Below are 13,462 nucleotides of genomic sequence, written 5' to 3' on the forward strand. Positions count from 1 at the left end.
GTAGCCCGATTTATGACCCACCGCGCCGAAGTCCGTGACGTGACACGAATCGGGTCCGCCGTCGGGGTCGCGCGACGCGTCGCCGGAACGGCCAAAGACGAGCAAGTGACGTTCCTCTCGGCGGCGGTCGCGTACTACGCGTTCGTCTCCCTGATTCCGCTGCTGGTGTTGTCGGTCGCGGTCGGCACCGCGCTCGGCGGCGTCGAACTGGTCGATGCCATCGTCGGCGCGCTCGACCCGTTCCTCACTACGTCCGGGGAGACCGCACTCCGGGACGCGATGACGGACGGTCGCGGGCGCACGGGCGCGACAGCGGTCAGTCTCCTGCTGTTGACGTGGTCCGCGCTCAAGCTGTTCCGCGGCCTCGACGTCGCGTTCTCGCAGGTCTACGGCGTCCAGAAGCCCGAGTCGCTGCTCGAACAGGTCGTCGACGGCGTCGTCGTGCTGCTGACGCTGCCGCTGGCGGTCGGCGCTGCCGTCGCGGTGACCGTCGTCGTGCCGTACCTCGACGTCGTGCCGTACCTCGACCTCGCGAGCGCGCTGACGCTCCCGCTCGCGCTGACGCTCGTGTTCCTGCCGTCGTACTACGTCTTCCCGGACGCCGGAGTGTCCGTCCGAGAGGCGCTGCCGGGCGCGGCGTTCGCGGCGGTCGGGTGGACGCTGCTCGCGCAGGGGTTCCGCGTGTACGCCGCGTACGTCGGCGGCGGCGAGCTGTACGGGATTCTGGGCGGCGCGCTCCTGCTGGTGACGTGGCTGTACTTCGGCGGCATCGTTATCACGCTCGGCGCGGTACTCAACGCCGTGCTGTCGGGACGACCTGACGACGACGAGGAGCCGGAACCAGAACCACCGAACGAGGCGCCGGACGTCGCCGAACTCGGCGCGGAAGTCGAGGCGCTGCGCGCGGAGCTGGACGCCAAGACCGTCCAGAAGTCCGAGCTGGAAGCCGACCTCAAGCAGTACGTCCGCCAGCGCCTCCGCCGCGGGAAGGCGCGCGGCTGGGGACCGTACCTCGTGTTGCTGTACGGCACGCTGATGACCGTCGGCGCGTTCCACTACCTCGGCGGCGGCTGGTCGATTCTGGCGATGGTCGTGGTGTGGCTGTCCACGCTCGGGCTGTACGTGCTGATGGTGCTGTTCGGCCTGAGCGTCAGCGCCGTCGGGGTGCCGGGCCGAATCGCCGACCGCGTGCGGTCGTGGCGACGGTGAGCGCGCTCGACCGCAGCGCCGGCGTCACGGAGGCGCTGGCGGGAAGCGTCCCCGAGGCGCTCGTGCCCGTGTTCGTGGTGTTGACGTTCCTCGGGAGCACATGGTTCGTGGTGACCGTCGGGCCCGCCGTCTACCTGTTCGGCCCGCAGCACGGCTGGCTGTCGCGGCGCGACGGCGCGCGCCTGCTCGCGGTGAGCATCGGCGCGCTCGCGGTCGTCGTCCTCACGAAGGGGCTGTTCGCGGAGCCGCGACCCCCGGCGTCGGTGATGCGCATCGCCGAACACGGCAACGGCTTCCCGAGCGGCCACGCCACCGGCGCGGCGGCGTTCTACGGCGGGCTCGCGGCGCTCCTCGACGTGAGCGACCGCGCGCGCCGGTACGCCGCGGCCGCCGGGATGATTGTCTTCGTGGCGTTCACGCGGCTCGCGCTCGGCGTCCACTACCTCGCGGACGTCGTCGCGGGCGCGCTCCTCGGCACGGCGTTCGTCGCGGTACTGGTCGCGCTCACGCGCCGCCGCGTCGGCTACGGGTTCGCCGTCGCCGTCCTCACTGCCGTCGCGGCCGTCGGCCTCGTCGGCCCCACGGAGGACCCGGTCGCCGCGCTCGGCGGGACGGTCGGCGCGCTCGCCGGCTGGTGGCTGGTGACGCGGCGCGGCGCGCTCCTGAACGACGTCTCAGTAAAGACCGCACTCCCCGTTCTCGCTGCGCTCGGCGGCGCGGCCGCGCTCACGCTGCACTTCGACGCGGGACTGGCCGCGATTGGCTCGACACACTCCCTCGCCGGCGTCGCGTTCGTCGCGCTCCCAGTACTGCGGCGGTAGCCGTCGCTGGCCGGCGCGCGACGCGAAAGAAAAGCGGCGTGGAGCCGTCTAGAACTTCTCGAGGTAGCGGTCGAGCTCCCAGTCGGAGACATCGACGCGGTAGTCGTCGTACTCGGCGTTCTTCGCCTCGAGGAACTTCTCCGAGACGTGGTCACCGAGCGCGTCGAGGACGACGTCGTCGTCTTCGAGCTCGTCGAGGGCGTCGCCGAGGTTCGACGGCAGCGTGTCGATGCCGTACTCCTCGCGCTTGGCCTCGTCGAACTCGTAGATATTCTCGCGGACCGGGTCGTCGCAGTCGAGGCCCTTCTCGATGCCGTCGAGGCCGGCGTGGATGAGCGCCGCGAACGCCAGGTACGGGTTACACGACGGGTCGGGGAAGCGCGCCTCGATGCGGCTCGCGGACGGCACGCGCGCCGCGGGCTTGCGGATGAGCGCGGAGCGGTTGCGGTCCGACCACGCGACGTACACCGGCGCCTCGTAGCCGGGGACGAGGCGCTTGTAGGAGTTCACGGTCGGGTTCGTGACCGCGGCCAGCGCCGGGGCGTGCTCGAGGATGCCCGCGGTGAACTGCTTGGCCGTCTCCGAGAGGTCGAACTCGTCGTCGCCGTCATGGAACGCGTTCTCGCCGTCCTCCGTGAACAGCGAGATGTGCGTGTGCATCCCGGAGCCGTTGATGCGCGGGATGGGCTTGGGCATGAACGTCGCGTGGAGGTCGTGCTGGGCGGCGATGGCGCGCACGACCGTCCGGAACGTGCCGACGTTGTCAGCCGTCGAGAGCGCGTCGTCGTACTCGAAGTTGATCTCGTGTTGGCCCTGCGCGACCTCGTGGTGGGAGGCCTCGATTTCGAAGCCCATGTCCTCGAGGCCGTAGATGATGTCGCGGCGGACGTCGCTGGCGAGGTCCTTCGGCGCGAGGTCGAAGTAGCCGCCGGCGTCGTTGGTCTTCGTCGTCGCGCGGCCGTCCTCGTCCTCCTCGAAGAGGAAGAACTCGGGCTCGGGCGCGGCGTTGACGGTGTAACCCATCTCCTCGGCGCGGTCGAGCGCCTGCTTGAGGACGTGGCGCGGGTCGCCCTCGAAGGGTTCGCCCGTGGAGGTGTTGATGACGTCGCAGATGAGACGCGCGGCGCCGCCCTCTTCCTCGTCCTCGCGGGTGCGCCACGGGAGCACGGCGAACGTCTCGGGGTCGGGCTTGAGCCGCATGTCCGACTCCTGGATGCGCACGAAGCCGTCGATGGATGAGCCGTCGAAGTAGATGCCGTCCTCGAACGCCTTCTCCGCCTGACTGGCGGGGATGGAGACGTTCTTCACGGTGCCGAGGATGTCCGTGAACTGGAGGCGGAGGAAGTCGATGTTCTGTTCGTCAATCTTCTCGAGTACCGCCTGCTCGCTCGGGCCGAGGCCCTCACTGGGATTCCCGTTCGTCATATCTGTGGACACTCCGGACGAGTACATCCACCATTAAAGCAGTAGCGGTTAGCGTAATTTTCGGAGAGCTGGCGATAACTGAACACTCGTAAACTTCTATACCCCGGGGTGGGTAAGGGAACGTATGACGTACGAGAACCTCGACGCGCACCTCGTCAACGAGCTGCTGGCCGACGGGCGCGCCAGCCTCCGCAGCCTCGCCGACGAGCTCGACGTATCAGTCACGACCGTCTCGAACCACCTCAAGGACCTGGAGAACGAGGGCGTCATCGAGGGCTACGTCCCAATCGTCGACTACGACCAGCTCGGCTACGACGTCACCGCCATCATCCAGCTCAAGGTCGAGGGCGGCGCGCTCCCCGACATCACCGACCGCTTCCGCGACCACAAGCAGATGGTCTCCGTCTACGAGGTCACCGGCGACCACGACGTCATCGCCGTCGGGAAGTTTAGCGACACCGACGACATGAACGCGCTCATCAAGGACCTGCTCTCGGACGCCGACATCAAGGAGTCCAACACCAGCGTCGTGCTCAACGCCGCCGCCGAACACGAGCAGTTCGAACTCGACGTCGACGACGAGTAACGCGTCCACTCCTTTCTGCGACCCGGAGCTCGGGCTAACCGACGAAGCGCCGAAAGAAAATCGCGAGTCGGTGAGCGAGCGGTGCAAACGGGAGGGGTCAGCAGGGGGCTAGCATTCGGCGGCCGCAGGCCGCCGATTCACCGAGCGCGAAGCGCTCGGGCGCCGAGGACCCCCGAAGGGGTTCTCGTGAGTGTAGCGAACGAGAGCTCGTCAGAGCGAAGCTCTGACGGTGGTCCGACGGCGCTTTTCCCCCAATTTTTTGCCGAGCGAGCGGCGCGAAGCGCCGCGAGCGCAGGGCAAAAAGTGGGTTTACATCATGCCGCCCATGCCGCCGCCCATGCCGCCCATGCCGCCGGCGCCACCTTCGTCGTCGCCCTTGTCGGTGGAGAGGTCGCCGGCGGAGATGATGTCGTCGATTTTGAGCACGAGGTTCGCGGCCTCGGAAGCGGACGTGACCGCCTGCTCTTTGGCGTGCGCGGGCTCGACGACGCCGGCCTCGAAGGTGTCTTCGAGGTTGCCGGAGAGCACGTTCAGGCCGGTGCGCTCCTCGCCGGACTCGTGCGCGGAGCGCAGGTCGACGAGCGTGTCGATGGAGTCGAGGCCCGCGTTCTCGGCGAGCACGCGGGGCACGAGTTCGAGCGAGTCAGCGAACGCCTCGACGGCGAGCTGCTCGCGGCCGGAGACCGAGTCCGCGAAGTCGCGGAGGCGGTCGGCGACCTCGACCTCGATGGCGCCGCCGCCGGGGAGGACGCGGCCGTCGGAGAGCGTCTGCGCGGAGACGTCGAGCGCGTCGGTGACGCCGCGTTCGAGCTCGTCGACGACGTGGTCGGTGGACGCGCGCAGGAGGATGGTGACACCGTGGGCGTTCTCGTCGTGGCCCTCGACGTAGAACAGCTCGTCCTCGGCGTCGCGGGAGACGGAGCCGCTGGCGACGTCGGCCTCGGACGCGGAGTCGAGGTCCGTGACGACCGACGTGTTGAGGACGTTCGTCAGGAACTCGATGTCGGACTTCTTGGTGCGACGGACGGCGAGGATGCCCTCCTTCGCGAGGTAGTGCTGGGCCATGTCGTCGATGCCCTTCTGACAGAAGACGACGTTGGCCCCGGTGTCGACAATCTGCTGGACCTTCTGCTTGAGCTGCTCCTCTTCCTGGTCGAGGAACGACTGGAGCTGGTCGGGGCTCTCGATGTTGACCGAGGTGTCGGCTTCGGCTTCCTCGACCTCGATGGCCTCGTTCAGCAGGAGAATCTTGGCGTCCTCGACGTCCGAGGGCATCTCGTCGTGGACCGGGTCCTTGTCGATGGCAGCGCCGACGAGGAGCTCGGAGTCACCGACCGAGCGACCGGTCTGGGTCTCGACGTTGATGTTGGCGGCGTCGACGACCGTGCTGCCGTCAGCGGCTTCGACGGCGACCTGATTGATGGCCTGGTAGATGATGCCGGAGAGCAGCTCCTTGTCGAGCTCGGCGCCCTTGCCGGTCATCGAGGTCTCGGCGACGCTGCGGATGAGGTCCTCGTCCTCGGGGTCGACGTCGATGGCGACGTTGTCGACTTCCTCGCGGGCCTGCTCGGCGGCGAGGTTGTAGCCCTTGATGATGGCGGTCGGGTGGATGTCGCGCTCGAGGAGGTCCTCGGCGTTCTTGAGGAGTTCGCCCGCGATGGCGACCGCGGTCGTCGTGCCGTCGCCGGCCTCGTCCTCTTGGGTCTCGGCGACTTCGACGATCATCTCCGCGGTCGGGTTGTCGATGTCCATCTCCTGGAGGATGGTGACGCCGTCGTTGGTGATTGTGACGTCGCCCATCGAGGAGATGAGCATCTTGTCCATGCCTTTCGGCCCGAGCGTGGAGCGGACGGCGTCCGCGACGGCTCGCGCCGCGGAGATGTTGTGCTCCTGAGCGTCCTTGTCCTTCACGCGCTGGGCGTCGTCTCCCATGATGATCATGGGCTGACCCTGCATCCGCTGCTGCTGTTGTGCCATAGGTACCTGATAGATTGATTGTGATTCTATATAAAAGTTTCTGTCGAGTGCGGAGTCGCGCTCGGCGACGAACGCGAGATACGGCCTGACTCCCGCGAAAAATCACCACAGGCGCCGAACTCCGTGGTAGTCGTTCACACGAGACGGGGGCGCCGAACCGGCCTTTAAGTTACGCGACGTCGGACTCGTGGTCGAGTAGCTCCGCCATCGCGTAGTCGGGCGTCACGCGGTCGATGCGCACCCGCACCCGGTCGCCCATGTCGCCTTCGGGCACCAGCACCACGAAGTCGTCGACGTGCGCGACGCCGTCGCCCTCCTCGCCGATGCTCTCGACGTCCACGACGTACTCCTCGTCCTCCTCGACCGGTACGGGCGTGTCCGAACTCATACCGTGTCCTTCGCCAGCCGACGAGAAGAACGCTGGGGCCGCGCTGATAGTGGGTCCTAAATGAGCATACGCGCGGCTTCGCCGCGCGTTTCACCGCGAGCCGGAGGCTCGCGGGGAGTTTTTAGCGTAGATTTTTGCGACGAGCGGTGCGCGAGCGAAGCGAGCGCACCCGAGGAGGAAAAAGGTACGAAGACGCCGGGATAGGGATTTGAACTGGAGGAAGACGGTCCTGCTCGCTTCGCTGTCGTTCGAGAGAGCGGAGCTCTCTCGTGATGACGAAAGACGGCAAAGCCGTCTTTCGAACCACGCGGGCTGCGACTTCCAGAGTTCAAATCCCTGCGCCGCTCACAGGATACTCACGACCGCAGCGCGACGAGACGCGCTGCTCAGCGGTGAGTCTCCAGAGAAGCGCCGGGACAGGGATTTGAACCCTGAACCCCGTAAGGGGACACGCTTTCCAGGCGTGCGCTTTGCCATTCGGCCATCCCGGCCCGTCGTACTCTATCCGGGTCTGTCGTTTAAACCCTTCTTTTCGCGTCAGCGGAGGCGAGTGGCCGCGAGGTGCGCGACCAGCGAGGACGCCGCGAAGACGACGACGGCGACGCCGAGCAGGGGGAGGAAGCCGACGCCGTCCTCGGCGAACAGCCGGTAGCCCTGTGCGAGCACGAGGAACGCGAGCGCGCCGACGGCGCCCCACGCCAGCGTGTCCAACGTGGAGCGATCCATCTAGTCGCGCTGGGCGGCGACGGCTTCGATTTCGACGGCCGCGCCCTTCGGGAGCGCCGACACTTCCAGCGCGGAGCGGGCGGGCGGGTTGTCCTGGAAGTACTCCTCGTACGCGTCGTTCATCTCGTCGAAGTCGTCGATGTCGTCGAGGTACACCGAGACCTTGAGCACGTCCTGCATCGTGAGGCCCTCGGCTTCGAGGATGGCCTTGACGTTCTCGAGGCTCTGTCGGGTCTGGGTGGCGATGGGTTCGTCGTCGAGGAGGTCGCCCTCCGGCGTCAGGGGAATCTGGCCGGCGGTGAACACGAGGTCGCCGTCGGTCGTCGCCTGGCTGTACGCGCCGACCGCGGCGGGCGCGTCGGGAGTGTCGATGATGCGTTTCATGTTCGAGGCGTCGCGGTCACACGTATTAAAGACCGGCGTCAGCGCTCGGCGACGGCCGCCGAACGGGCGGACGCGAGCCACCAGATTCGTGTCCGTTCGCCCGCAAGCGAGCGTATGCGTGGCCGAACAGTCGCCGCTGGCATCGCCGCGTCGCTGGCCGGTGGTGCGGCGTGGCGAGCGCGCGACGTACCATTCAGTCCGGTGACCGGCGGGAGTCGGGTCGGCGCGGACTACGTGGCGCGGCGCGGGCTCGCCAGCGGCGAACGCGCGCCAGTCGGCGAGATGGACGACATGGCCGAGTTCGCGCGCGCCGGCTTCGACCCCGAGCGCGTCGCGGGCGACGTGCGGCGGTTCTACGAGCGCACGACCGAGTACGAGATGCTGTTTCGCGCGCGCTGGCATCGGCCGTTCCGGACGGGCGCAGCGCTCGCGGCGCCCGTGACGAGCTACGTCCGCCAGCTGAACCTCCCGGGGCCGAGCGACGACGAGTGGCACCGACTGGAGAGCGAGTTCGTCGCGCTCGCCCCCGACGCCGACCCGCGGGACGGCGCGCGGGCGTGGATTCGCACGGACGAGGCCGGCGACGCGGTGTTCGTGGCGCTGTACGCGAGCCACGAGCGCGACGGCGAGCGGTTCGTGAACATCGCGGCGCCGCTGCCCGGCGGCAACCTCTCGACGGTGCTTCGCATCGGCCACCTCGGCGCGGGCGACGCGACGGGCGTGGAACTGACGACGCGAGCGCCCGGCGACCCCGGGCTCTACTGGGTCACGCCGCCCGTCGGATTCGCGCTCCCGGCGGACCAGCGGTTCCGCGTGTGGCCGACAGACGGGTCGGTGAGCGCGCCCGCAGAAATCGACGACCCGACAGACGGCGATGCGGTGGCGCTGGCGACCCACGAGATGTGGCTGTGCGGCGCGCAGTTCCTCACCGTCGAGTACGCGGTCGTGCCCGCGTAGTCAGTGCTGGGGGCGCGGGCCGTTGAGGACAGTGACCTCGAAGCCCTCCTCGCGGATGCGGTTCAGGAGGGCGTCCACGTGCTCGGGGCCGCGGGTTTCGAGGTCGAGTTCGACCTCGGTGGCGTTCATCGCGATGTCGCGGTTCGTGCGGTCGTGCTGGATGGCGTAGATGTTCGCGCGCTCGTCCGCGACGATATCGAGGAGGTCGTTGAGCGCGCCCGGGCGGTCCTTCAGGACGGTCCGAACCTTCACGTAGCGGCCCTGGTCGACGAGCCCGCGCATGATGACCGTCGTGAGGAGGTTGAGGTCGATGTTCCCGCCGCAGAGCGCGGGCACGATGACCTCGTCGTCCTCGTAGACGAACTTGCCTTCGAGGAGCGCCGCGAGCGGCGTCGCGCCCGCGCCCTCGACGAGCGTCTTCCCGCGTTCGAGCATCAGCATCAGCGCGGTCGCGATCTCGTCGTCGGAGACGGTGACGACCTCGTCGACGCGCTCCCGGATGACGGGGAACGTCTGCTCGCCGACCCGCCGCACGGCGATGCCGTCCGCGATGGTGTCCACGGAGTCGACGGCCTGCGGCTCGCCCTTCTGGAGCGAGGAGGCCACAGTTGAGGCGCCTTCGGCTTGCACGCCGACGACGCGAACGTCGGGGTCGTGCGCCTTCACGGCGGTCGCCACGCCGGAGATGAGCCCGCCGCCGCCGATGGGGACGACGACGGTGTCGAGTTCGGGGAGGTCGTCCACGATTTCGAGGCCGAGCGTCCCCTGTCCGGCCATCACGTGCTCGTCGTCGAAGGCGTGGACGTAGGTGCGACCCTCCTCATCTTCGAGTTCGTGGGCGTGCGTCTGGGCCGCGTCGTAGTCGATGCCGTGGAGGACGACCTCCGCGCCGTAGCTCTTCGTCGCCTTGATTTTCGAGATGGGGGCGGTCTCGGGCATCACGACCTTCGCGTCGACGCCCGACCGCGAGGCCGCGAGCGCGACGCCCTGCGCGTGGTTGCCCGCAGAAGCGGTGACGACGCCGGCGTCACTCTCGGCCTCGGAGAGCGTGCGGACGCGGTTGGTCGCGCCGCGAATCTTGAACGAGCCCGTCCGCTGGAAGCACTCCAGTTTCAGGTGGACCTCCGCGCCGGTCATCCGGGAGAACGTGTTGGAGTAGTCCAGCGGGGTGTGTCGAGCGACGTCAGCGACGCGCTCGCGGGCGTCGAGCACGTCGTCGAGTGCGATCATGCTCGCGGCTACGACGCAGTCGCTGTTAACGGTTGGTGGTGTGCGCCAAGAATACGGGGGACGGAGCGTGTGACGATTACGACGAGGAGCGCGATGGTCATAAAAGCGACCAAAGCACGGTGAAAGTGAAAGTGCGGGACTGCGGGGCGTCTGACGGAAGCGACGAAATTCTTACGCCAGTCTCCCCAGCGCGGCGACCACCGACCGAGAAAACAGGTGATTCGGAGCCGGTCCGCGATTACCGCTCGTCGACCGGCACGAACTCCTGTTCCTCCTCGCCGACGTAGCGGGCGCGCGGACGGATGAGGCGGTTGTCGTCGTACTGTTCGAGGACGTGGGCGATCCAGCCGCCGACGCGGCTCATCGCGAAGATGGGCGTGTAGATGTCCACGGGGATACCCATCTGGTAGTACGTCGAGGCGGAGTAGAAGTCGACGTTCGGCGCCAGTCCCTTCTCCTCGCTGACGTACTCCTCGATGGCGACGCTCATCTCGTACCACTTCGTGTCGCCGGCGGCCTCGCCGAGCTCCTCGCTGCGCTCGCCGAGAATCTTCGCGCGCGGGTCCTTGACGTTGTAGACGCGGTGGCCGAACCCGGCGACGCGACGCCCCTCGTCGAGGGCGTCGGCGACCCAGTCGACGGGCTCCTTGCCGGACTCGTCAATTTCCTGGAGCATCCGCATGACGTTCGCGTTCGCGCCGCCGTGGAGGCTCCCGCCGAGCGTGCCGACGGCCGACGTGACCGCGGAGTGGAGGTCCGCGAGCGTGCTGGACGTGACCATCGAGGAGAACGTCGACGCGTTCAGCCCGTGGTCGGCGTGCAGGACCAGCGCCTGGTCGAAGACGTCCGCGAGCACGTCGTCCGGCTCCTCGTCGTTCAGCATGTAGAGGAAGTTCGCCGCGTGGTCGAGGTCGTCGCGGGGCGCGACCGGGTCGTCGCCGTCGCGCAGGCGCGTGAACGCCGCGACGATGGTGGGAATCTTGGCGGTGATGCGCTTGCCCTTCCGGAGGTTCGCCTCGCGGTCCGTGGGGTCGGCGTCGGCGTCCGGGTCGAACGCCGACAGCTCCGAGACCGCCGTGCGCAGCGCCGCCATCGGGTCCTCGTCGGCGGCCGCAAGGTCGGCGACGAGGTCGAGGACGTCGTCGTCGAGTTCGCGGTGGGCGGTCATCGCCTCGCTGAACGCGTCGAGTTCCTCCCGATTGGGGAGGCGGCCGTGCCAGAGCAGGTAGAGGACTTCCTCGTAGCTCGCGCCGCGCGCGAGGTCCTCGATGGTGTACCCGCGGTAGACGAGTTTGCCCTCGTCGCCGTCGATGTAGCTCAGCTCGGACTCCGCGACGAGCACACCTTCCAGACCCTTCTTGAGTTCGTCGGCCATGTGCCTGCGTTCTTGACCGTTCTACTTAATGGGTGTCGGTTTCCTTCACGGTCGTCTACGAAAATATTGCGCGTGGGAACGCATATCGGGCGTTTCGTGTGAACGTGTAACACGAAATCGGCGGGCGCGGCCGGCACTCGACCCGGCCGACGCGAACGTTTTTCGGGACCGGGAGCGAACCCGGGGCCATGAGCGGCCGCGTCGAGTACGAGCCCGCGAGCGTGAAAGCACTCCTCGCGGAGATGAAAGACACCGCCGAGCTCCTCATCGACCTCTCCTACTCGGCGGTGCTGCACGGCAGCGACGACGTGGCCGCGGAAGTCCTCAAGCTCGAAGAGCGCATGGACGTCCTCCAGTTGCGCGCGCGGATGAGCCTCCTGATGGCCGCGCGCAACCCCGAGGACGCGGAGACGCTCGCGCCCGTGCTGGGCGTCGTCGGCGCCGCCGAGAAGATAAGCGACGCGGCCGGCGACATCGCGAAGGTCGTCCTCGACGACATCCGCGTGCCCGAGGCGATTCGCGCGGCGCTCCCCGAAGCAGTCGAATCGCTGGTGCGCGCCGAACTGGCCGGCGACTCCGACTACGCGGGCCGCACGCTGCTGGACGTGAACCTCGAAACCGAGACCGGCGTGCGCGTGCTCGCGATTCGGCGCGGCGGCGACTGGCTGCTGAACCCCGACCGCGACACGGAACTGCTCGGCGGCGACGTGCTGTTGCTGCGCGGCCCCGACGAGCGCATCGGCGGCGTCTACGAGACCGCGACCGGCGACGCCTACGAGCCCCCGGCGGTCCCCGAGCCGGCCATCGACGACCTCGAACGCGCCGTCGACTCCGTGGTGACGATGAAGAACATGAGCGAGCTCTCCGTGGACCTCGCGTACGGCGCGGTGCTGTTCGACTCCACGGACCTCGCCGCGGAGGTCGTCGAACTGGAAGCCGAAGTAGACGCGCTGAAGTCCCGCTTCGAGGCGTGGACGCTGCGGGCGGCCAGCCGCGTCGAGGACCCGGTGTCGCTGCGCGGGCTCGTCCACATCGCCACCGCGACGGAGGTCATCAGCGACGCCGCGGTGGAAATCAGCGAGGGGGTGCTGCGCGGGCTGGACACCCACGTCGTCGTCCAAGAGGCCGTCGAGGAGTCCGACGAGGTCATCGTCCGGGAGGCCGTCGAAGCCGACAGCGCGCTCGACGGCGCGACGCTCGGCGGGGAGGAGGTCGCGACCGAGACCGGGATGCGCGTCATCGCGGTGCGGCGGCCGGACGCCGAGACCGACGAGTGGGTCGTCCAGCCCGGCCCCGAAACCGGGATTGCGGCCGGCGACGTGCTGCTGGCGAAGGGGACGCGCGCGAGCGCCGACCGCCTCCGCGACCTCGCGTCCGCGTGAATCAGTCCAGGACGGCGCGCTCGGCGGCGACCGCGCGGAGCGCGAGGTCCGGCAGCGGCACCGAGAGGTAGTCGCGGCCGTCCGTGTAGCCAGTGACCGACAAGACCGCAGTGTCTGCCGTCTCGAAGCGCAACTCGAAGCCGACCGGCTCGTCGGTCATCCGCGGCGTCGCGACCCGCGAATCGACGCCGTTGGCGACGACCTTCCGCCTCCGCTTCGCGAGCCGAGCGACCAAGTCGGCGTCGACGCCGAGCGCGTCGTACCCGGACTTGCCGCCCCGCACGCGAGACAGGAGCCCGCCGCTCTCCGGTGGGTGAACGCCGTGCCGGGCGTACACGTAGCCGTCCTCGCGCCGGACGACCAGCCGCGCCGTGCAGTCCGTGCCCGCGAGCTCGACCGGGCACGCGAACGCGTAGCGCTTGTCGGCGTGGCTGGTCTCTGCGACGTCGAAGCGCTTCCCGCCCGGCGACTTGTCCGCCCCGCGCAGCGGCGCGAGCACGCCAGCGACGACGGCGGACGCCGACGGGAGTCCCTCCCCGCCGTCGGCGTCGTCGCCGGTGTACGCGGCGAGGCGGGTCGGGAAGTCGTCTTCTGCCATCCTCGGAACCGAGCAGGTCCGCGTACAATAGGCTTTCTTCGGCGAACCAACTACTCCAGCCGGCGGTAGAGCCGGTAGGCAGCGCCGGCAGTGAACGCGAACGTCGCCAGCAGGCCGACGGTGAACGCCAGCACGGCCGCCAGCGCGACCAGGTACGCCGTCGAGTACGGCGACCCGCCCGACGCCACGACGAAGAAGTAGTACGTCGCGGCGGCGACCAGCAGGCCGACCGCGAACCCGCGTTTCGCCTGCGTCACGACGCCGAGCGCGCGCACGAAGTTGTCGACGCCGGGGCGGTCGGACGCCGCGTCGGCCGGCCGCTCGGACCGCTCGGACATATTCGGGGGTTCGGTGGGGCGCGTGAAAACTGCGCCGATTCCGGGACCGAACCGCTCAAGGCCACG

At 68.6% G+C, this 13,462-nt stretch carries 14 protein-coding genes and 1 tRNA gene; 5 read left to right on the forward strand and 10 right to left on the reverse strand.

All coding sequences use genetic code 11. The features are described 5' to 3' along the window. Window positions 1-39: 39 nt before the first annotated feature. Together ABSL23_RS02880 and ABSL23_RS02885 are read left to right on the forward strand one after the other, a co-directional pair. Window positions 40-1,209 (forward strand): YihY/virulence factor BrkB family protein, encoded by a 1,170-nt coding sequence (locus ABSL23_RS02880; protein ID WP_238323960.1) that lies wholly within the window; start codon window positions 40-42, stop codon window positions 1,207-1,209. After that, entirely contained in the window at window positions 1,206-2,030 is an 825-nt protein-coding gene (locus tag ABSL23_RS02885) for a phosphatase PAP2 family protein (protein ID WP_353634641.1), read from the forward strand. Before ABSL23_RS02880 ends, ABSL23_RS02885 begins: the two co-directional genes overlap by 4 nt. Window positions 2,031-2,078: 48 nt before the next feature. Here the strand turns inward: ABSL23_RS02885 and glnA are convergent, their stop codons facing one another. Then, window positions 2,079-3,455, reverse strand: a complete 1,377-nt coding sequence (gene glnA / locus ABSL23_RS02890) for a type I glutamate--ammonia ligase (RefSeq protein ID WP_059057730.1) — start codon at window positions 3,453-3,455, stop codon at window positions 2,079-2,081. Window positions 3,456-3,579: 124 nt separating this feature from the next. Here glnA and lrp point away from each other — a divergent pair, with 124 nt between their 5' ends. Further along, window positions 3,580-4,041 carry an HTH-type transcriptional regulator Lrp gene (lrp, locus tag ABSL23_RS02895; RefSeq protein ID WP_059057731.1) on the forward strand — a complete coding sequence of 154 codons (462 nt, stop codon included), beginning with the start codon at window positions 3,580-3,582 and terminating at the stop codon, window positions 4,039-4,041. 309 nt (window positions 4,042-4,350) lie between these two features. Here lrp and thsB read toward each other — a convergent pair whose 3' ends face one another. The 5 genes from thsB to ABSL23_RS02920 form a co-directional block, all read right to left on the reverse strand. Further along, entirely contained in the window at window positions 4,351-6,018 is a 1,668-nt protein-coding gene (thsB, locus tag ABSL23_RS02900) for a thermosome subunit beta (protein WP_353634642.1), read from the reverse strand. A gap of 169 nt (window positions 6,019-6,187) precedes the next feature. After that, the gene (locus ABSL23_RS02905; protein WP_059057732.1) at window positions 6,188-6,406 is read right to left on the reverse strand and encodes a TRAM domain-containing protein; all 219 of its coding nucleotides are present in this window, start codon (window positions 6,404-6,406) and stop codon (window positions 6,188-6,190) included. Between the two features lie 409 nt (window positions 6,407-6,815). Continuing rightward, window positions 6,816-6,897: transfer RNA gene (locus ABSL23_RS02910), tRNA-Ser, on the reverse strand. A gap of 46 nt (window positions 6,898-6,943) precedes the next feature. Beyond that, window positions 6,944-7,132 (reverse strand): hypothetical protein, encoded by a 189-nt coding sequence (locus ABSL23_RS02915; protein WP_059057733.1) that lies wholly within the window; start codon window positions 7,130-7,132, stop codon window positions 6,944-6,946. Beyond that, window positions 7,133-7,516, reverse strand: coding sequence for a Rid family detoxifying hydrolase (locus tag ABSL23_RS02920; protein ID WP_059057734.1), 384 nt, complete (start codon window positions 7,514-7,516; stop codon window positions 7,133-7,135). A 114-nt stretch (window positions 7,517-7,630) separates the two neighbouring features. On the opposite strand from ABSL23_RS02920, the gene ABSL23_RS02925 reads away from it, so the two are divergent. Continuing rightward, window positions 7,631-8,473, forward strand: a complete 843-nt coding sequence (locus tag ABSL23_RS02925; RefSeq protein ID WP_353634643.1) for a hypothetical protein — start codon at window positions 7,631-7,633, stop codon at window positions 8,471-8,473. Here ABSL23_RS02925 and ilvA read toward each other — a convergent pair whose 3' ends face one another. Beyond that, the gene (gene ilvA / locus ABSL23_RS02930) at window positions 8,474-9,703 is read right to left on the reverse strand and encodes a threonine ammonia-lyase (protein WP_353634644.1); all 1,230 of its coding nucleotides are present in this window, start codon (window positions 9,701-9,703) and stop codon (window positions 8,474-8,476) included. 238 nt (window positions 9,704-9,941) lie between these two features. Further along, entirely contained in the window at window positions 9,942-11,078 is a 1,137-nt protein-coding gene (citZ, locus tag ABSL23_RS02935) for a citrate synthase (RefSeq protein WP_353634645.1), read from the reverse strand. A 188-nt stretch (window positions 11,079-11,266) separates the two neighbouring features. Between citZ and ABSL23_RS02940 the strand changes: the two genes are divergently transcribed. Further along, a complete protein-coding gene (locus ABSL23_RS02940; protein WP_353634646.1) occupies window positions 11,267-12,460 on the forward strand; it encodes a TrkA C-terminal domain-containing protein in 1,194 nt (397 codons plus the stop codon). 1 nt (window position 12,461) lies between these two features. Here ABSL23_RS02940 and ABSL23_RS02945 read toward each other — a convergent pair whose 3' ends face one another. Then, window positions 12,462-13,058, reverse strand: coding sequence for a hypothetical protein (locus ABSL23_RS02945; protein WP_059057739.1), 597 nt, complete (start codon window positions 13,056-13,058; stop codon window positions 12,462-12,464). Between the two features lie 50 nt (window positions 13,059-13,108). After that, window positions 13,109-13,396, reverse strand: a complete 288-nt coding sequence (locus tag ABSL23_RS02950; RefSeq protein WP_353634647.1) for a hypothetical protein — start codon at window positions 13,394-13,396, stop codon at window positions 13,109-13,111. Window positions 13,397-13,462: the final 66 nt, after the last annotated feature.

Origin of the sequence: Halobacterium sp. NMX12-1 (assembly GCF_040435975.1) — an archaeon.
Classification (GTDB): domain Archaea; phylum Halobacteriota; class Halobacteria; order Halobacteriales; family Halobacteriaceae; genus Halobacterium; species Halobacterium hubeiense.